The organism is Thioclava arctica (assembly GCF_040892615.1).
Lineage (GTDB): Bacteria > Pseudomonadota > Alphaproteobacteria > Rhodobacterales > Rhodobacteraceae > Thioclava > Thioclava arctica.
In genome coordinates this window covers 200,049-218,247 of record NZ_JBFRYC010000003.1, presented here as the reverse complement: position 1 = coordinate 218,247, position 18,199 = coordinate 200,049, and the positions used below count along the sequence as shown (strand labels likewise).

17 protein-coding genes and 2 tRNA genes are annotated in these 18,199 nt (G+C 57.8%); 12 read left to right on the top strand and 7 right to left on the bottom strand.

Annotated features, from left to right (window positions below; translation table 11 throughout):
• Positions 1–206 precede the first annotated feature (206 nt).
• From leuB to AB4874_RS06625, 3 genes are all read left to right on the top strand, one after another.
• The gene (gene leuB, locus AB4874_RS06635) at positions 207–1,310 is read left to right on the top strand and encodes a 3-isopropylmalate dehydrogenase (RefSeq protein ID WP_368391384.1); all 1,104 of its coding nucleotides are present in this window, start codon (positions 207–209) and stop codon (positions 1,308–1,310) included.
• A gap of 116 nt (positions 1,311–1,426) precedes the next feature.
• A complete protein-coding gene (locus tag AB4874_RS06630) occupies positions 1,427–2,410 on the top strand; it encodes a DMT family transporter (protein WP_295533462.1) in 984 nt (327 codons plus the stop codon).
• 51 nt (positions 2,411–2,461) lie between these two features.
• A tRNA-Pro gene (locus tag AB4874_RS06625) sits at positions 2,462–2,538 on the top strand.
• A 120-nt stretch (positions 2,539–2,658) separates the two neighbouring features.
• Here AB4874_RS06625 and sbmA read toward each other — a convergent pair.
• Together sbmA and AB4874_RS06615 are read right to left on the bottom strand one after the other, a co-directional pair.
• Complete coding sequence (gene sbmA, locus AB4874_RS06620) at positions 2,659–3,885, bottom strand: peptide antibiotic transporter SbmA (protein WP_368391383.1); 1,227 nt, start codon at positions 3,883–3,885, stop codon at positions 2,659–2,661.
• 300 nt (positions 3,886–4,185) lie between these two features.
• Positions 4,186–4,262 (bottom strand) — tRNA-Arg (locus AB4874_RS06615).
• 263 nt (positions 4,263–4,525) lie between these two features.
• Here AB4874_RS06615 and AB4874_RS06610 point away from each other — a divergent pair.
• Positions 4,526–5,554: a LacI family DNA-binding transcriptional regulator gene (locus AB4874_RS06610; RefSeq protein WP_368391382.1), complete on the top strand. Its 1,029-nt coding sequence runs from the start codon at positions 4,526–4,528 to the stop codon at positions 5,552–5,554.
• A 21-nt stretch (positions 5,555–5,575) separates the two neighbouring features.
• Here the strand turns inward: AB4874_RS06610 and AB4874_RS06605 are convergent, their stop codons facing one another.
• A complete protein-coding gene (locus tag AB4874_RS06605) occupies positions 5,576–6,397 on the bottom strand; it encodes an ABC transporter permease (RefSeq protein ID WP_295533468.1) in 822 nt (273 codons plus the stop codon).
• A 127-nt stretch (positions 6,398–6,524) separates the two neighbouring features.
• Between AB4874_RS06605 and cysQ the strand changes: the two genes are divergently transcribed.
• The 8 genes from cysQ (at position 6,525) to AB4874_RS06565 (ending at position 15,538) form a co-directional block, all read left to right on the top strand.
• Entirely contained in the window at positions 6,525–7,322 is a 798-nt protein-coding gene (cysQ, locus tag AB4874_RS06600; protein WP_368391381.1) for a 3'(2'),5'-bisphosphate nucleotidase CysQ, read from the top strand.
• Complete coding sequence (locus tag AB4874_RS06595) at positions 7,322–8,122, top strand: 3-deoxy-manno-octulosonate cytidylyltransferase (RefSeq protein WP_368391380.1); 801 nt, start codon at positions 7,322–7,324, stop codon at positions 8,120–8,122. Before cysQ ends, AB4874_RS06595 begins: the two co-directional genes overlap by 1 nt.
• A 189-nt stretch (positions 8,123–8,311) precedes the next feature.
• The gene (gene galU / locus AB4874_RS06590) at positions 8,312–9,205 is read left to right on the top strand and encodes a UTP--glucose-1-phosphate uridylyltransferase GalU (protein WP_295533474.1); all 894 of its coding nucleotides are present in this window, start codon (positions 8,312–8,314) and stop codon (positions 9,203–9,205) included.
• A gap of 2 nt (positions 9,206–9,207) precedes the next feature.
• Complete coding sequence (gene galE, locus AB4874_RS06585) at positions 9,208–10,194, top strand: UDP-glucose 4-epimerase GalE (protein WP_368391379.1); 987 nt, start codon at positions 9,208–9,210, stop codon at positions 10,192–10,194.
• A 19-nt stretch (positions 10,195–10,213) separates the two neighbouring features.
• A complete protein-coding gene (locus AB4874_RS06580) occupies positions 10,214–11,233 on the top strand; it encodes a glycosyltransferase family 2 protein (RefSeq protein WP_368391378.1) in 1,020 nt (339 codons plus the stop codon).
• Between the two features lie 209 nt (positions 11,234–11,442).
• Positions 11,443–12,420 carry a glycosyltransferase family 2 protein gene (locus AB4874_RS06575; RefSeq protein ID WP_438273448.1) on the top strand — a complete coding sequence of 326 codons (978 nt, stop codon included), beginning with the start codon at positions 11,443–11,445 and terminating at the stop codon, positions 12,418–12,420.
• A 12-nt stretch (positions 12,421–12,432) separates the two neighbouring features.
• On the top strand, positions 12,433–14,130 hold the full coding sequence (locus AB4874_RS06570) for a DUF5927 domain-containing protein (protein WP_295530672.1): 1,698 nt from the start codon (positions 12,433–12,435) through the stop codon (positions 14,128–14,130).
• A gap of 4 nt (positions 14,131–14,134) precedes the next feature.
• The gene (locus tag AB4874_RS06565; protein WP_368391376.1) at positions 14,135–15,538 is read left to right on the top strand and encodes a nodulation protein NodH; all 1,404 of its coding nucleotides are present in this window, start codon (positions 14,135–14,137) and stop codon (positions 15,536–15,538) included.
• 49 nt (positions 15,539–15,587) lie between these two features.
• Here the strand turns inward: AB4874_RS06565 and AB4874_RS06560 are convergent, their stop codons facing one another.
• The 4 genes from AB4874_RS06560 to lptA form a co-directional block, all read right to left on the bottom strand.
• Complete coding sequence (locus AB4874_RS06560) at positions 15,588–16,052, bottom strand: PTS sugar transporter subunit IIA (RefSeq protein ID WP_295531081.1); 465 nt, start codon at positions 16,050–16,052, stop codon at positions 15,588–15,590.
• 38 nt (positions 16,053–16,090) lie between these two features.
• Positions 16,091–16,666 (bottom strand): ribosome hibernation-promoting factor, HPF/YfiA family, encoded by a 576-nt coding sequence (gene hpf / locus AB4874_RS06555; RefSeq protein ID WP_295530678.1) that lies wholly within the window; start codon positions 16,664–16,666, stop codon positions 16,091–16,093.
• A gap of 266 nt (positions 16,667–16,932) precedes the next feature.
• Positions 16,933–17,709 carry an LPS export ABC transporter ATP-binding protein gene (gene lptB, locus AB4874_RS06550; RefSeq protein WP_295530681.1) on the bottom strand — a complete coding sequence of 259 codons (777 nt, stop codon included), beginning with the start codon at positions 17,707–17,709 and terminating at the stop codon, positions 16,933–16,935.
• Positions 17,709–18,197, bottom strand: coding sequence for a lipopolysaccharide transport periplasmic protein LptA (lptA, locus tag AB4874_RS06545; protein WP_368391375.1), 489 nt, complete (start codon positions 18,195–18,197; stop codon positions 17,709–17,711). Before lptA ends, lptB begins: the two co-directional genes overlap by 1 nt.
• Positions 18,198–18,199: the final 2 nt, after the last annotated feature.

Genomic DNA, 18,199 nt, shown 5'->3' with positions numbered 1-18,199 from the left:
CTCATTTCAACTCTGCTCTTTTGACTTCATGATGCGCCTATCTGCAGTCATGTGCGAGTCCTCTGCAACCATACCTGCGAAAGCCTGCCGAAGCCTCGGCAAGGCACCGCCGATCATCCAAGCCGGGTTTCGCGATGCGCCATGCTTGACCAAGCGGCGGGCAGGCGCTACCCCGCTTGCGACCCTGCATTCTTTGGAGATACCCGATGTCCAACCCCTCCATCCTTATCCTTCCCGGCGACGGGATCGGCCCCGAAGTCATGGCCGAGGTGCGCAAAGTCATCGATTGGTTCGGCGCCAAGCGCGATCTGGCTTTCGACGTTAGCGAAGATCTTGTTGGCGGTGCCGCCTATGACAAGCACGGCGTACCGCTGGCCGATGAGACGATGGCGAAGGCGCAAGAGGTGGATGCAGTTCTGCTTGGCGCAGTCGGTGGGCCGAAATACGACGTGCTCGATTTCAGCGTGAAGCCCGAGCGCGGGTTGCTGCGTCTGCGCAAGGAAATGGACCTGTTTGCCAATCTGCGCCCCGCGCAATGCTTTGACGCGCTGGCGGATTTCAGCTCATTGAAAAAGGATATCGTGGCCGGGCTCGACATCATGATCGTGCGCGAGCTGACCTCGGGCATCTATTTCGGCGAGCCGCGTGGCATCTTCGAAGAGGGTAACGAGCGCGTCGGCATCAACACCCAGCGCTACACCGAAAGCGAAATCGAACGTGCCGCCCGTGCGGCGTTTGAACTGGCGATGAAGCGCAACAAGAAACTCTGCTCGATGGAAAAAGCCAACGTCATGGAATCGGGCATCCTGTGGCGTGAAGTCGTGACCCGCGTTGGTCAGGACTACCCCGAGGTTGAGCTGAGCCATATGTATGCTGATAACGGCGCGATGCAGCTGGTGCGCGCGCCCAAGCAGTTCGACGTGATCGTCACCGACAACCTGTTCGGCGATATCCTGTCGGATTGCGCCGCGATGCTGACCGGCAGCCTTGGCATGTTGCCCTCGGCCAGCCTTGGTGCGCCGATGGCCAATGGTCGTCCGAAAGCGATGTATGAGCCGGTGCATGGTTCTGCACCCGATATCGCAGGGCAGGGCAAGGCCAACCCGATCGCCTGTATTCTCAGCTTCGCGATGGCGCTGCGCTACAGCTTTGATCAAGGCGATGAGGCAACTCGCCTGGAAACCGCGATCGAGAAAGTGCTGGCCGATGGCGTGCGCACGGCTGATCTGATGGGCCCGGACGACGGCACCCCGGTTTCGACCAGCGAGATGGGCGACAAGATCATCGAAGCGCTTGACGCAAGTCTCTAAGCTATCGTGCTCTCTCGCAAGGCTTCCGGCGCGGCTCACCAGCCGCGCCGTTTTCTTTGGGGTTGAACCTCGCGCCAATTCGAAGACATTGTGAGCGGTAACATCAAGAGGCTGCAATGAGCGAAGCGGGACGCAAATCGAATGGTAGGGGGGCAGCGCTGGCGCTGCTTTCGATGGCGATTTTCGCAACCCATGACGTGATCATCAAACATCTCGGTCAAAGATATTCCCCCGTCGAGATCGTGTTTTTTGCGGCGCTTCTCAGCTTTCCGCTGCTTTCCAGCATCATGCTTAACGACAAGCGCGGCGGCTCTTTGCGCCCGTTGCATCCCGGTTGGGTGATTTTGCGCGTAGTTTGCACGGTGACGACCGGGCTTTGTGCGTTTTATGCGTTTTCGACGCTGCCCTTGGCACAGGTCTACCCGATCCTGTTCGCGATGCCGCTATTGATTACAGTGCTGTCGATCCCGGTCCTTGGTGAAAAGGTCGGGCCGCATCGCTGGGGTGCGGTGATCGTGGGGTTGATCGGCGTGCTGATCGTTGTACGTCCGGGCCAGACTGATTTGCAACTTGGCCATTTCGCGGCGATGCTTGCTGCTGTTTGTGGCGCGATGGCCTCGGTTATCGTGCGCAAGATCGGCGGCGAGGAGCGTTCGGTCGTGCTACTTTTGTCACCGCTTCTCGGCAATTTTCTGGTGATGGGCGCGGCGCTGCCCTTCGTCTGGGTACCGCTGCAATTGCCCGATCTGGGTTTTATGGCGGTAATTGCGCTATTCGGGCTGACCGCATCTTTTCTGCAAATTCTCGCCTATCGCTCGGGCGAGGCGGCGATCGTCGCGCCGATGCAATATTCTCAGATTCTATGGGCGATTTTCTACGGCTGGTTCATCTTTGGCGAGGGTGTGGATGCCCCCACGATGCTTGGTGCGGGCGTCGTGATTGCCTCAGGGATGTATATCGTTTTCCGCGAGGCGCGCCCGAATGTCTCGGAAAATCAGCCAGTGCTGCGCACCCGCGGCCGGACCGAGACCGTAACCTCGCCGCGCAGTTCATTGCTTGGGCGTGCGATGGGCCTGCGTCCGCGCAATCCCAGAACCTGAATCAGACCCCTTGCCAAACCCTGCACAAGGCGCTAATTCCCGCCCCACGGTCGGAGCGTGGCGCAGCCTGGTAGCGCACCTGCTTCGGGAGCAGGGGGTCGGAGGTTCGAATCCTCTCGCTCCGACCATTTAGAAAGCCTCCCGAAAATCAATAATTCGCAAAACAGCGCACTCTATTTTGGAGTGTTCCTGAGACATCGCCGTCCTAGCTTGCGGGCCGGAAATCGGGAATGACGCCACAACGAAACTCAGGCGCCGATGCTCGCCGCTTCTGGCACGTGCACGAAGGTTTTCTCAAATCCGCGCAGGCGTTTGTGAATCGACAACAGCTCGATAATTGTCGTCCACGAGCCCACCAAATATTGGAACGATCCCGTCACCTGCCCAAAGGCCGTAAGGATTTGCTGCATCACGCCAAAGGTAATCTTGCCCGCAACGATGGTCGGGATCAGCATGATATTGGCGAATACATTGTCAGCCTGAATGTAGAAACCGCGGAAGATGTTGAAATAGGCGAAGTGAAAGAAGTAGCGGAAGTAAGATTGCCGCAACGTCCCGAACAGATCTTGCACGGTTAGCGGATGGGCGCGGCTCGCGTCATCCTCGCCATACACCAATTCCTTGCGATAGGCGGCCTCGGTGCGCTGATTGGCAAAGGCTAGCCCGGGCAGACGAATGCCAGCCACCGCCAGCAGCACGGTGCCAAAGGCCGACCAGAAGATCGCGGCCACCAAAAGCGGCTCGGCAATATGACCCACGAGGGGTAGCTCGGAAACAAAATGACTCAGGCTCGCCAAGACCGGCAGAAAGGCAAACAACGTGATCACGGAATCGATCATCGACACGCCCAGATCCTCGACGATCGCAGCAAAGCGCGCGGTGTCTTCTTGCACGCGCTGTGCTGCACCCTCGACCTGACGCGCGCGGGGCCAATGCGATATGTAATAGGCGTTCATCGCGGTGCGCCAACGAAATACGTAATGGCTCGTGAAAAACCGGGTCACGATATAGACCACCATCCAGACAAGCGCGATTTCGGACCAGATCAGCAGCATGTGATAAAGCTCGCCCTGCGTCACCCCATGTCCCCCATCCAGCGCCTTCTGGATCGCGTCGAAAAATGGGCGTTGCCAGTTGTTGAGATCGACCGTGGTCTGCACGCTGAAATAGTCTGACGCCACGATCAGCGCGGTGCCGGGGATCGACCACCATTGCCAGGGATGAGGCGACAAGATCATCCAGGCCGCGGTAAATGCCACCACCCACAGCGCGCAATAGGCGTAAAACCAAAGGAAATCGGGTGTGATGAAGAAGCCAAGCCCGATCACCGGCGGCGCGCTGGGCGCAGGCTCGCCCATGCCGAACCGCGCGCCCAGATCGCGCGCAAAGACATACCAGATCAGTACGGAAAGCAGGGTGCAGAAAACCGCACTGGAAAAGAACAGCCGTGGATTGGGGAAAAAGGATTTGAACACGATGCACGCCTCGCAACGCGACCCACAAAACGCGCCGCGCCTTTTGTTGTAGCGCTGCGGCGGTGGGGGTGAAGACTTGGAGCGCTAGCGTCACATGGATGTGTCCCGGGTCAGCCGTCAGATGGATCAGGTGTTCGCCAACGCTGTCAGGCGGGCGTCATCTATCTTTTTTGATCTCGAAGCACAGGGCTGGCGTGCCCGCCATCGTGCAATTCTTCAGCGCGGCTCGCTCAACGTCTCAATTCCAGGCTTGAAACTAGGCTCAAAGCCTCGACCAGAGTGCTATCTTTGAGGTGCTTTTGGTGATCCCGACTGGATTCGAACCAGTAACCTGCCCCTTAGGAGGGGGCTGCTCTATCCAGTTGAGCCACGGGACCACGCCGCCCTTGATGGCGTCAAAGCATCATGCGTGCAAGTCTGTGAAGGCGGGGAAAATGAAAAGGGGAAGCGTATTGGCCCACCGCTCCCCCTTTTGATACCTCTCCCACGCTCAGAAACTGCGCGTGAGCTAAGCAATCGCAGAAATTCGGTTGACGAAGGTCAACCCAATCACTGTTACCGCTAACATGACGCGCATCATTCGCTTGCGCAAGGGAAATGTTTGGCGCTAACAAGAATAACCCCAGCAAAGGATGAGTGCGTGTCCCGCCCAAATGATCTCCGCCGCCCGCTGACATTGCGCGATGTGTCCGAAGCCTCGGGGGTCTCGGAGATGACGGTAAGCCGGGTCTTGCGCAATCGCGGCGATGTGTCGAATGCAACGCGTGAAAAGGTGCTCAAGGCGGCAAAGACGCTGGGCTATGTACCCAACAAGATTGCCGGAGCGTTGGCCTCGCAGCGCGTCAATCTGGTGGCCGTGATCATTCCGTCGCTGTCCAACCTTGTCTTTCCCAAGGTGCTGTCGAATATCTCGGATGAGTTGGAAGATACCGGCCTGCAGCCTGTTGTGGGCGTGACCAATTACTCCCCCGAAAAAGAAGAGCAGGTGCTGTATGAAATGCTCTCATGGCGCCCTTCAGGGGTGATAATTGCGGGGCTTGAACATACCGACGCCGCGCGTGCCATGCTGCAAAACACCGACATTCCGGTGGTCGAGATCATGGATGTCGACGGCGAAGGCATTGATTCGGTGGTGGGCATTTCGCATCGCCGCGCCGGTCTGCATATGGCCGAGGCGATCACTGCCGCTGGCTATCGACAGATCGGATTCATCGGCACGAAAATGCCCGAAGACCACCGCGCTCGCAAACGGTTTGAGGGGTTTAAAGAGGGTCTGGCAAAGGCTGGGCTGACTTTGGCCGATACGGAATTTTACGCTGGCGGCTCGGCGCTGGCGAAGGGGCGCGAGATGACCGAGACACTCCTTCGGCGCTCGCCAAATCTGGACTTCATCTATTATTCCAATGACATGGTTGGCGCGGGCGGGCTGTTGTATTGTAGCGATCTTGGGATGGATGTGCCGGCCCAGATCGGGCTTGCAGGCTTTAACGGGCTTGATCTGCTCGATGGGTTCTCGCAACGGCTGGCGACGATGGATGCATGCCGAGGCGAAATCGGGCGCAAGGCGGCGCAGATCGTGGCAAAGCGCTCGCAAAATGATCAGGTCGCCAGCGAAGTGATTGAGCTGGAGCCGGTGCTGCAACCGGGCGACACGATCCGCCGGATCTGAGCGCTTAAACCAGCCGGGGATTTAGCGTTTCGCGCCCCAGCTGAGCGAGGCGTATTGCCGGGTATAGAATTCCCCCATCAAGCCGATCATCAGCAGCGCCAGCCCAAGATAGAGCGGATATTCCCAATTCGAGAAATGCGGATTGTAGTTGATGAAGACATAGCCGCGCGCCTGATCAATCGTGTGAAACAGCGGGTTCCAGTCAAATAAGACCAGCATCTTGTGGGGCAAGTTATTGGCAAGGAACATCTTGCCCGACGCGATCATATTGGCCCGCGAGTAGATTTGCTGGATGATACTGACCACATCGGGGGCCCACGGTTTTGCCGCCAGCATGACCAACCCGATCGCCGCCCCTGTAAACCATGACAAGAACACCATCCCCATCGCGCCGACCCAGTCATAAATCTCAATCGGGTGGAAGGCGGCGTGATAGATGAACAGCACCACAAACATCGAGAGCAGCTGGATATAAAGCGCGCTCAGCGCCGCTGACGAAATGGAAATCGCAGTCGTCATCGGCGCGTGTTTCATCATCGCAGAGGTCGGCCCTTCGGCCCCAAAAACCGCACCCATCGCCTTGGTGTGGGTCATGAACAGGAAAATTCCGCTCATGACATAGAGCAGGAAATCCCCGCGGATCGAATTCCCGCGCAACCCTAAAACGCCAAACATGATGTAAAATGTCACCACCAAAAGCACGGTCTGAAACATGTTCATGACCAGCCCAAGCAGTGCATTGCCATGTGACTTGCGTATGTGGCGCACCGTCGCATGATAAATCAACTCCAGCAGGCTGAAGGTCGATCCGATCGTGGAGTTGCTGCGTTTTGCCTTGAACATACTCTGTCATCCTGGCTGCCTGCGCTGCACCTTGTGCTGGAAACCTTGCCGTTCCCTTGCTGCCGCATCATAAGGGAGGTGGATAACCATAGCAATTGGGCCAGAATAGGGCCGGAACGGAGGTGTGATGGATTTCGAGCATCTGACACGCGTGATGCGCCGCTTGGCACTCGAAGCGGGTGACAAGATCATGGAAATCTATAACTCGCCCGAATTCGAAGTGAGATCCAAATCTGACAACTCTCCTGTGACGGAAGCCGATGAAGCCGCCGACGCCCTGATTTCCGCAGGATTGCGTGCGGAATTTCCCGATATCGCGCTGGTCACCGAAGAGCAGGCGGATTCGCACAGCCAAAACGTCTCGACCTTTCTGATCGTCGATCCCCTTGATGGGACAAAAGAATTTGTCAAACGCCGTGGCGATTTCACGGTCAATATCGCCTATGTCGAAGATGGCAAGCCGCTGCGCGGTGTGGTCTATGCGCCCGCGAAGGGGCGGCTGTTTTACACGCTTGCCGATGGCCGCTCGATCGAAGAGACGGGGCCGAATTTCGACAAGGCAGCACCGGGCAAACAAGAGCCGATTTCGGTCTCGATTCCCGACAATCGCGCGTTGATGGTGGTGGCCTCAAAATCGCATCGCGATCAGGCCACGGATGATTATATCGGCCAATATGTGGTGGCGGATATGAAATCAGCGGGCTCGTCGTTGAAATTCTGCTTGGTCGCGACCGGCGAGGCCGATCTGTATCCACGCCTTGGGCGCACGATGGAATGGGATACGGCAGCAGGTGATGCGGTGCTGCGCGGTGCGGGCGGCCAAGTGATCCGGTTCGACGATCACAGCTCATTCACTTATGGCAAGCCGGGCTTTGAAAACCCGTTTTTCATTGCCTATGCTCCCGGCGTTTTGTTGGTGAAATAATGTCCGTTCTCATCGTCATTCCGGCGCGCTACGCGTCAAGCCGCTATCCTGGTAAACCGCTGGTCGAACTGACTGGCGCGACGGGCGTTTCCAAGACCCTCATTCAGCGCAGTTGGGAGGCCGCGATAGCGGTCTCGGGTGTGGATCGTGTGGTTGTGGCCACCGACGACCCGCGTATTCGCGACGCGGCAGAGGCGTTCGGGGCCGAGGTGGTAATGACCTCGGAAAGCTGTCGCAATGGCACCGAGCGCTGCGCCGAGGCTGCCGCGGCCTTGGGCGATGCCTACGAGATCGTGGTCAATCTGCAGGGCGATGCACCGCTCACCCCGGCTTGGTTCATCGAAGATCTGGTCGCCGGGTTGCGGGCCAATGACTGGGCCGAATTGGCGACCCCGGTGCTGCGCTGCGAAGGAGAGATGCTGGCCAGTCTGCGCGAAGATCGCCATCAGGGCCGCGTCGGCGGCACGACGGCGGTTTTTGGTGCAGGCAATCGCGGGCTTTATTTTTCGAAAGAAGTGATCCCTTTCACTTCCGAAAGCTACTTGCCTAACGATCCAACGCCGGTGTTTCATCACGTCGGTGTCTATGCCTACCGCCCCGACATTCTGGCACAATATCCAGATTGGCCAATCGGCCCGCTGGAAGGGCTTGAAGGGCTTGAACAATTGCGCTTCCTCGAAAATGGGCGCGCGGTTCTATGTGTCGAGGTTGAAGCGCGCGGTCGGCAATTCTGGGAGCTGAACAACCCCTCGGATGTGGCGCGTCTCGAGGCGATGATGGCCGAAATGCAGCTGCCCTGAGGGCGGCACAGGCGCAAGGCTCACGAAGCATTCCCAAGATCCCGGCAACGCACGCATATATTGCAGCTATAGGCGATAAACAGCGAGCGCGCTGCGCTGCAGCACTCTGCCATCTTGTTCCTAGTCATATTTTCGGTCACGATACCGCAAATTTTGATAGCGCAATGAAAACGAACCGATAGGTGCCCAATGAAAAGCAAGGTTACAAAGGCGATTTTTCCGGTTGCCGGCCTTGGAACCCGCTTCCTTCCCGCGACCAAATCTATCCCGAAAGAGATTTTGACGCTGGTGGACCGCCCCCTCATTCAATACGCGATTGATGAGGCGCGCGCGGCAGGCATCAGGGAGTTCATCTTTGTGACGTCGCGGGGGAAATCTGCGCTCGAAGACTATTTCGATGACGCACCCGAGTTGGAAGCGGCCCTTCGCGAGAAAAACAAAGATGACTTGCTGCAAGAGCTGAAGGCCACGAATATGGAATCCGGCGCCATCGCCTATGTGCGCCAGAACAAGCCGCTGGGTCTGGGTCACGCGGTTTGGTGCGCGCGTCGTCTTGTGCATAACGAACCCTTCGCCGTGATCTTGACGGATGACGTGATTGCCTCGGAAAAGCCCTGTCTTCAGCAGATGATGGAGGCTTACGACGAAACCGGGGGCAATATCGTTGCCGCGATGGAAGTGCCCAAAGAGAAAACCTCGTCTTACGGCGTGCTGGATTGCGAAAGCGAAGATGGCGCAACTGTCAAGGTCAAGGGGATGGTCGAAAAGCCCGCCCCAGAAGATGCGCCCTCAAACCTAGCAGTGATCGGGCGCTATATCCTGACGCCGAAGATCATGCAGAACCTGAACACGCTGAAATCTGGCGCTGGTGGTGAAATCCAGTTGACCGATGCGATTGCTCAGGAAATTTCCGATGGCAACCCGGTCTATGGCTATCGCTTCCGCGGCCAGCGCTATGACTGCGGGACCAAGGCTGGATTTCTGCAGGCGACGGTGGCCTTTGGTCTGCAACGTCCGGATCTTAGGGACGAATTTTCGGAATACCTGACCGATATCATGTCGATGCGCGCGGCGGCCGAGTAACAATGGCGGCTTATGTTTTGGTCACCGGGGGTGCGGGCTATATTGGTGCGCATGCCTGCAAGGCCCTTAGCAAGGCAGGCTATGTTCCTGTGTGTTTTGACAACCTTTCGACCGGCTGGAAACAGGCGGTCAAATACGGCCCGCTTGAAGAGGGCGATCTGGCAGATCGCGCGCGCCTTGATGCGGTATTCGCGCAATATAAACCCATTGCCGTAATGCATTTCGCTGCGCTCAGCCTTGTGGGCGAGTCGATGTCGAACCCGGCGAAATACTGGTCTCAAAACGTCAATAACGCGCTTAATCTGATTGAAGCGGCAATTGCCAGTGAATGCAAAAACTTTGTATTTTCATCGACATGCGCGACTTATGGCGATCAGGACGGTGTGGTGCTGGATGAAGACACGCCCCAGCGCCCAATCAACGCCTATGGCGGCTCGAAACGCGCGATCGAAGATATGCTGCGCGACTTCGGGGCGAGTCATGGGCTCAACTCGGTGATCTTTCGCTATTTCAACGTGGCGGGCGCTGATCCCGATGGCGAGGTCGGCGAACAGCACGTGCCCGAGACCCATCTGATCCCGCTGATGCTGGATGCGATTGATGGAAAACGCCCCGCGCTGACGGTGTTTGGCTCGGATTATCCGACGCCCGATGGCACCTGCGTGCGCGATTATGTTCATGTCTCTGATCTTGTGGACGCGCATGTTCTGGGTCTGCGCTGGCTTGAGCACGACAAGGGCAATGCCGTTTTCTGTCTTGGCTCTGGCAAAGGGTTTTCCGTGCGCGAAGTGATAGATGCCTCGCGCGCGGTGACCAATCGCGATGTGCCCATCATCGAGGGTGAGCGCCGTGCCGGAGACGCTGCTTGCTTGGTATCAGGTTCGCGCCGTGCCTTGTCAGATTTGGGCTGGGCCCCGCAACGCTCTGATATGGCAACAATGATTGCAGATGCGTGGCGCTGGCATCAAGCGCCAGAGTATGAATACTGACCCTCTGAAAGGGTCTGGTATGAGCGTTCAATCAGCTTGGCGCGCCGCGTATCTGCTGCGCCTGAAACGGCGGCAATTGCTGTGGCGTGCTTTGCGAAGCCGCCACGCTTTGCAGGTGCAACACAATCAAACGGCCCAGATCGGACGCGGCGATATCCTGTTATTTGCCAGCATGCGCAATGAGGCCCGGCGTCTACCCTATTTCCTGCAGCATTATCGCCAACTGGGTGTGCGTCATTTCCTGATCGTCCTGAATGACAGCACCGATGAGAGCGCCGAGATATTGCGCGCTCAGCCCGATGTCTCGGTGTGGAGCACGCAACGCAGCTATCGCGAGGCGCGCTTTGGGATGGATTGGATGAACTGGCTGCTGATGCGCTATGGGCGGCGTCATTGGTGCCTCACCGTCGATGCCGATGAACTGCTCGTCTATCCCGGTTGTGACACCCGCGCCCTGCCCGCGCTGACCGGTTGGTTAGAGGCGCGTGGCGCATCTGCGATGGCCGCGATGATGTTGGATATGTATCCTGAGGGGCCACTTTCCAGCGCCCACTCAGCGCCTGGCGATGATCCGACCAAAGCGCTACCGCTGTTTGATACGCAGGGCTACTCTTGGGAATATCAGCCCCGATTTGGAAATATCTCGATCCGGGGTGGGCCGCGCAAACGGGTGTTTTTCGCCAAACACCCCGAACGCGCCCCCCATTTGCACAAGGTGCCTTTGATCAAGTGGGATTGGCGCTATGCCTATGTCAGCTCGACCCATGTGGCGCTGCCGCGCCACCTCAATGGTGGGTTTGATCTGCGCAGCGGTTTGCCCAGCGGGGTCTTGCTGCATTCCAAATTTCTGGATGGTGCGTTGCAACGTGCGCGTGAGGAAAAGGCGCGGGGCGAACATTTCACCCATCGCGACCGTTATAATGCCTATTATGATCGTATCAGCGACGATCCTGATCTGTCTTGCGAACACTCTGCGCGCTATCGCGGGCCCGAGAGTTTGATTGCCCACGGCTTGATGCGCGCCGGCGACTGGACCTGACGCAGGGGACAGTTTACGCAAGCGGACGTTCTGCGTATTCTTGGGGTGATTTTCTGTTTCGCCCACGCGTATTTGCATCCCGCCGCAAACGCCGCCAAGGTGCCAAACGGGAAACAATTAATAGACCGGAAACCAATTTCGGCGAAAAGACGTAAGTGCGGCAGAAGGAACGGGTTTTGAGATCGAGGGAGCTGATCAAACTGCGTCGAATGCGCAGGATCCGCCAGATACGTGCCTTTCGCAAAAGGCGTGAGATGGCGGTGGTCGCCGATCGCACCGGGCAGATCGGTGGCGATGATATTCTTGTCTTCGCAACCCTGCGCAACGAGCGCGTTCGCCTGCCCTATTTCCTGCGCTATTATCGCAACATGGGCATCCGTCATTTCCTGTTTGTCGATAACGGTTCGGATGACGGATCACGCGATTATTTGGCCGATCAAGAGGATTGTTCGGTCTGGGTCACCAATGCCTCATATAAAGTAGCCAATTTCGGGATGGATTGGCTCAACTGGCTGCTGCGCAAATATGGCACCGGGCATTGGACGCTAACGATCGATCCTGACGAGTTCTTCGTCTACCCCTTCAGCGATACCCGTCCGATCAATGCCTTGACCGATTGGCTTGATACCTACGACATCCGGTCCTTTCCGGCGATGTTGCTGGATATGTATCCCAAGGGGCCGATTGACGCGGTGCCTTATGTCGAGGGGCAAAACCCGTTCGAACATGCCTGCTGGTTCGATGCCGGGAACTACATGATTTCGCGCAACCAAAAGATGCACAATCTGTGGATTCAGGGTGGGCCACGCACGCGGATGTTCTTTGCTGATGACCCATTGGCGGCACCGTCCTTGAACAAGATTCCGCTTGTGAAATGGCAGCGCGGCTTCGTCTACACCTCCTCGACCCATATGCTGCTGCCGCGCGGGCTGAATCATACCTATGACACGGGCGGCGGCGAAATGGTTTCGGGCTGCTTGATGCACGCCAAGTTCCTGTCGCCCCTCGCTGCGAAAGTCGAGGAAGAGTTGGATCGCGCTCAGCATTACGCCGGATCACGGGAATATCGCGCCTATGCGCAGACCGTCGGCAAACAGCCTGATTTGTGGTGCAAATGGTCCGAAAAGTATATCAACTGGCGGCAGCTCGAAATTCTCGGGCTGATGTCAAAGGGCAATTGGGCATAGGGGTCAGGGCAGGTGACTGTCGGTTTCATCATGATGTGTCACACGGCGCTGGATCGTGCAGCCCAGGTCGCGCGCTATTGGGCAACCAGTGGTGCGCCGGTGGTGATTCATGTCGATGCGCGCGTGAGTGAACATGACTACTCTGCGCTAGGGCGCAGCCTTGCCGATCTTGAAGACGTCTCGTTCTCGCGCCGCTATAAATGCGAATGGGGCACCTGGTCCTTGGTGGCCGCCGCCCAATCCGCAGCCGAGCAGATGCTGGATCGCCACCGCGAGGTGCGCCACGTTTATCTGGCGTCTGGTTCGTGTCTGCCCTTGCGCCCGCTCAGCGAATTAACTGATTATCTTGCCGCGCGCCCCTATACCGATTTCATCGAAAGCGTGACCACGACCGAGGTCGGTTGGACCGTCGGTGGCATCGATATCGAGCGGTTCACCCTGCGCTTTCCTTTCTCGTGGAAGAAACAGCGTCGATTGTTTGATCGCTATGTCGAGTTTCAACGCCGCGTCGGATTCAAGCGCCGGATTCCGCATGGGTTGGTGCCGCATCTGGGCAGCCAATGGTGGTGCCTGACGCGCCAAACGCTGAGCGCGATTTTGCAAGACCCGGATCGGGATCTGTATGACCGCTATTTCAAACGCGTCTGGATCCCCGATGAAAGCTATTTTCAGACACTGACTCGGCTCTATGCGACCTCGGTAGAGAGCCGCTCTTTGACGCTGACCAAGTTCGACTTTCAGGGCAAACCGCATATTTTCTACGACGACCACTTGCAGCTTCTGCGCCGCTCGGATTGCTTCGTCGCACGCAAGATATGGCCCAAGGCAGAGCGGCTGTATTCCACCTTCCTTGCGCCCGGAAATGGTAGTTCGGTGATGGCCGAACCCAACCCGGCCAAGATTGACCGGCTGTTCTCAAAATCGATTGAGCGGCGCACCAAAGGGCGGCCCGGCTTGTATATGCAAAGCCGCTTTCCCAAGAAGGACCACGAAAACGGCAAGACCTCGGCGCCCTATTCGATCTTTCACGGCTTTTCTGACCTGTTTGAAAATTTTGACGGTTGGCTGGCGAAATATGTCGGGGCGCGGGTACATGGCCATCTGTTCGCGCCAGAGCGTGCGGAGTTTGCAGGTGGCGAAGAGATGTTCAACGGCTGCCTGACCGATAGCGCGGTGTTGCGCGACTATAATGCGCGGGCTTTCTTGACGAATGTGATCTGGAATTCGCGCGGCGAGCGGCAGTGTTTCATGTCTAGCCCACGCGACAACCAAGACAATAACTGGTTCACTGCGACCGACCCGAACGCGCAGATCTCGGTGATTAGCGGCGCCTGGGCGCTGCCGCTGTCGCGGATGAACGAAAATTTTGCAACCATCCGGCGCGAGGCTGCGCGACTGCAAAAACGTGAACTGGATCATCTGGAAATTCTGCGTTCGATGTATGTGAAGGCGCGGGTGCGGATCTGGTCGATCGCGGAATTCATCGAAAACCCGATGGAGCCGTTGCAAACCATCATCGATGAGATTTCGCCCCGCAGCACCCGTCGCCTGACCGAAGCGCCTCAGATGGTGGATCTCGCTGGCTTCGGGCAGTTCCTGCAAAACCTCAAAAATCAGGGGATGCAGCCGCTGGTGATGGGCGATTTCCCCTTGGATGAGGGCGCGCGCCAAACCGCGACGCGGCGCGGCCGCCCCTATCTGGTGAAGTGAGCCCATGGCAAAATTCGAAACATTCGTGATCTTTGCGGAGATGCGCACCGGCTCTAATTTGCTAGAGGCCGCGCTGAATGCGCTGCCGGGCGTGACCTGCCATGGCGAGGCGTTTAACCCGGTGCTGATCGGCTATCCCAATCGCAAGGATCTACTGGGCGTCACCCAAACCCTGCGCGATTCCGACCCGATGGTGTTGTGGAAAGCCATCAAACAAGGAGACGGGTTGAACGGCTGTCGCTATTTCCATGACCATGATCCGCGCATGCTCTCAAAATTTCTGGACGATCCGAAATGCGCCAAGGTGGTGCTGACGCGAAACCCTATCGAAAGCTATGTCAGCCTCAAGATTGCCAAGGCGACGGGGCAATGGAAGCTGGGCGATGCCAAGCACCGCAAACCGGGCAAGGCGCGCTTTGAGGCTGCCGAGTTTGAAGAGCATCTCGAGCAGTTGCAAAGCTTTCAGATCCAGCTGATGAATGCACTGCAAAAATCCGGTCAGACCGCGTTCTATATCGACTATGAAGACGCGCAATCCGTCGAAATTATCAACGGCTTGGCGGAGTGGTTGGGCGTCGAGGCGCGGCTTTCGGCGATGCCCGATTCATTGAAAGTGCAAAACCCGGAACCGCTTGAGGCGAAGGTCTCGAATTTTCCGGGCATGGAAGCGTCGCTGGCGCGGCTCGATCGGTTCAACCTGTCGCGCACCCCGAATTTCGAACCCCGTCGCGGCCCCGGTGTGCCCGGTTTCATCGCCTGCAAAGAGGCTGGGCTTTTGTATATGCCGATGCGCCCGGCGTTGGATGCGTCGATCCGGGCTTGGATGGGCAAGATCGGCGGCTTGGAAGAGGGTTTCTCACAAAAGACGCTGCGCCAATGGAAGCGGCGCCATAGTGGCCATCGCAGTTTCACCGTGCTGCGCCATCCGTTGATGCGCGCGCATCTGGCCTTTGCCGCCGTGCTGGAATGGGACTCCATGTTCGAAACCCGCGCGGTTTTGCGCAAAAGCTACAAGCTGGCGATCCCGGATGAAGGTCAGACGCTAGAGGCAGGTCGCCACGGCGAAGCGCTGATCGGGTTCCTTGGCTGGCTCAAGGCCAATATCGCCAATCAGACAAGCTTGCCCGTGAATGCACTTTGGGCGACGCAATCAGCGCTACTACAGGGTTTGGCGCAGTTCGCGCTGCCCGATCTCTTGGTGCGCGAAGACCGAATGGCTCTGGATCTGGCCTATCTCGCACAAAGCGTGGGGATTGAGAATGCGCCTGAATTCGACCCCACGGATGGCGATGTGGCTGCGGTGAAACTGGCGGAGTATTGGACGCCCGATCTCGAAGCGGCCGCGCGCGAATGCTATCCGCGCGATTTCATGCAATTTGGGTTCGGCGATTGGAAACGGGCCGATTAAAAAAGCGCGCCCGTGAAGGGCGCGCTGTGTTTTCGGTGTCTGGTTCCGCTCAGGCAGCCTGGCGGCCCTGCGCCTCAGTCAGAACGGCATGCAGCGCTGACGGGTCGGAATTTGCGCGCAGCTTCTCGCAGGTTTCCGGGTCCCGCATCGTGCGTGAGACCAAAGCCAAGGCTTTGAGATGTTCCACGCCCGAATCCTTGGGCGCAAACAGGGCAAAGACCAGATCCACTGGAAGGCGATCCACCGCGTCGAAATCAAGCGGCTTTTCGAGCCGCAAGAACACGCCAACGACCTCGTCCAGGGCATCAAGCCGTGCATGCGGCAACGCTACCCCGTGACCGACACCGGTCGGCCCAAGGCTTTCGCGTTCCTGCAGGGCATCGACGGTCTGCGCAGCGTCGAGCCCATAGCCCGCCGCCGCGATATCGCCGAGATCCTGAAAAAGGCGCTTCTTGCTCGTTACATTGGACAGCACCTTGACGGCGCCAGGTTTGAGCAACCTCGAAAGATCCATATATCCCGTCTTTTCCGCGCCTTCTTCGTTGGAGGCGCTCATTTGCTGTTGCGCGGGTCTATCCAGCCGACATTGCCGTCGTCGCGACGATGCACGACATTGACCCCACCGTGTTTTTCATTTCGGAAAACAAGCATGGATGCATCGGAAAGCTCCATCTGCATCACTGCCTCGCCGACCGAGAGAGTGGGCACCTTTGTCTCCATCTCTGCTACGATCACTGGCGCCACATTGGCGGCTTCGCCCGACTCGTCTTCCTGCTCTGCCGCGAGCACATACATCCCTGCCGCCCCGAATTCAACCGGTTCGATCCGATCGCGGTGGTGATCCTTGAGCCGACGTTTATGGCGACGCAGTTGTTTCCCCATCTTTTCGCGGCAGCTGTCAAACGCGGCATAGATTTCGTTCGCGTGGCCTTTGGCCGATGCGGTCAGTCCGGTGGACAGGTGCACGGTGGATTCACAAATGAATTCATGTGCGTTCTTCGAGAAGGTGATCGTCGCGTCCGTGGGTCGCTGCATATATTTGTCGACCGTCTCGCCCAGTTCGGATTTGACATGAGATTGCAGCGCCTCGCCAATATCGATTTGCTTGCCAGTGATCTGGTACCGCATGGATTTTCTCCTTCACGCATTGGGCCACGCCGCTTGACCGTGACACGGACAAGTTGCGAGCCGGTTAATTTCCCTAAGGAAAATGCAGATCATTCCCCCCTCTGTCTGGCGCTTAGGCCAAAGGCGGACGCTGGCCGAGTTGGGCTCGGCGGACGTGCGCAGGAGATGGGGGCGACAATCACGCATGTAAGTATATTTGGGGATGGATGGGGCGGGCTGTCAACGGGTGACCTGCAAAGTGGTGGTTAGGTTCGCTCACGCCGGGGTCAAAGAATGCGGAAATTCTGCCCAAGATAGACCCGGCGCACATTTTCATCCTGCACGACTTCCTCGGTCGTGCCCGACATCAACACCTTTCCGTCATGCAAAATATAAGCGCGTTCCACAATTTCGAGCGTTTCGCGCACGTTATGATCGGTAATCAACACCCCGATACCACGATCTTTCAGTTGCGACACCAAAGCGCGGATTTCTGATACCGCGATCGGGTCGACGCCGGCGAAAGGCTCATCCAGCAGCAGATATTTCGGATCAGCGGCCAGACAGCGCGCAATTTCACAGCGCCGCCGCTCACCGCCTGACAGGGCGATCGCCGGGGCCTGACGCAGATGCCCGATCGAAAAATCGCCGAGCAACTCTTCAAGCCTCTCGCGCCGACCATGCGGGTCAGAGACCGCGATTTCCAACACCGCCATGATGTTTTGTTCGACCGTCAGCCCGCGAAAAATAGAGGCTTCCTGAGGCAGATACCCAATGCCCAGCCGGGCGCGGCGATACATCGGCAGGCCAGTGACATCGCGGCCATCCAGCATCACCTGACCCGCATCGGGGCGGATCAACCCGGCGATATTGTAAAAACACGTCGTCTTGCCAGAGCCGTTCGGCCCCAACAGCGCCACCACCTCGCCACGCGACACATCCAGCGAAACATCGCGAATCACCGGGCGGCGGCGATAGCTTTTGCGCAGGCCTCGCACATGCAGACCCTCGGTGCTCTCATGCGCGAGCACCGGCTCGTGTTGATTGTCAATTTGGGCATTCATTATTTTGTTCCGGGTTTGAGGATCGTGCGCACGCGCCCGTCCATTTGCCCTGAGCCGGTGCGCAGGTCGACGTTCAGCCAATTGCCAGACATCACGTTCTCGCCTTGCGTCAACAAGACGTTGCCCGTCAGAACCACGGTGCCTGCGGGCACATCATAGACGGCTTGCTGCGCCTCTGCTGCCTCGGTTTCTGAGACCAGCGTGACGCCACCGGTGGCGACAAGCTGCGAGATTTTCGTGCGATCCCCTTTGGCATATTGCACTTCAACCTGCTCCGCCTTGAGGCGCATTGTGCCTTGGCCAACCAGAACATTGCCACTGAAAACGGCCTTACCGCTTTCCTGATTGACGTTGAGCTTGTCCGCAGTGATTTCAACCGGGGCCTTGGTATCGGCACGGATGCCGCCGAAGGTGACCTGTTGGGCCTGCGTGATCGCGGGGATCAGCAGGAACGCACTCAAGATAAGAAAACTCGCAAGGCTTCGCATCA